The sequence below is a fragment of the Xanthomonas albilineans genome (assembly GCF_002939705.1).
GTDB lineage: Bacteria > Pseudomonadota > Gammaproteobacteria > Xanthomonadales > Xanthomonadaceae > Xanthomonas_A > Xanthomonas_A albilineans.
Genome location: NZ_MDCB01000103.1, coordinates 1 through 415, shown reverse-complemented (window position 1 = coordinate 415; position 415 = coordinate 1). Strand labels below are relative to the sequence as shown.

Below are 415 nucleotides of genomic sequence, written 5' to 3'. Positions count from 1 at the left end.
CATGGCGCGCAGTCCGCCGCACATTCGTCCGCCGGACAGGCCGTTGGGCAAGCATACGACGGGATCAAAAACATCGTCTCGCCCGGCATCGAGGTGGTCGAGCACGCCGCCGGGCAAGCCTACGACACGCTGACGCATCCGGGACAGTGGTTGCAGCAGAGCGCGCCAGCAGCATCCCTCCCTCCCACATCGACGAACGCGGATACGTCTTCCTCCTCTTCATCATCATCCGCTGCTGCCGCGTCCATGCCACCCCCGGCCATGGACAGGCACACGGGCCTTCAGGAAGACCACGCCGCCCAACAGCATCAGGAACGCATCCAGCAGGCGCAGCAGCAGGCGGCGCACCTGGCGCAAGCACACCGGCAGACACAACAGCCACCGGCTCACAGCAACCCGGCCCATGAAAAACCGG

1 protein-coding gene is annotated in these 415 nt (G+C 65.8%); it reads right to left on the bottom strand.

The window, feature by feature from the left end; all coding sequences use genetic code 11:
• Nucleotides 1-225: 225 nt before the first annotated feature.
• Nucleotides 226-415: hypothetical protein (locus tag XalbCFBP2523_RS16710; protein WP_211286587.1), on the bottom strand; the 190-nt coding region annotated here is incomplete at its 5' end.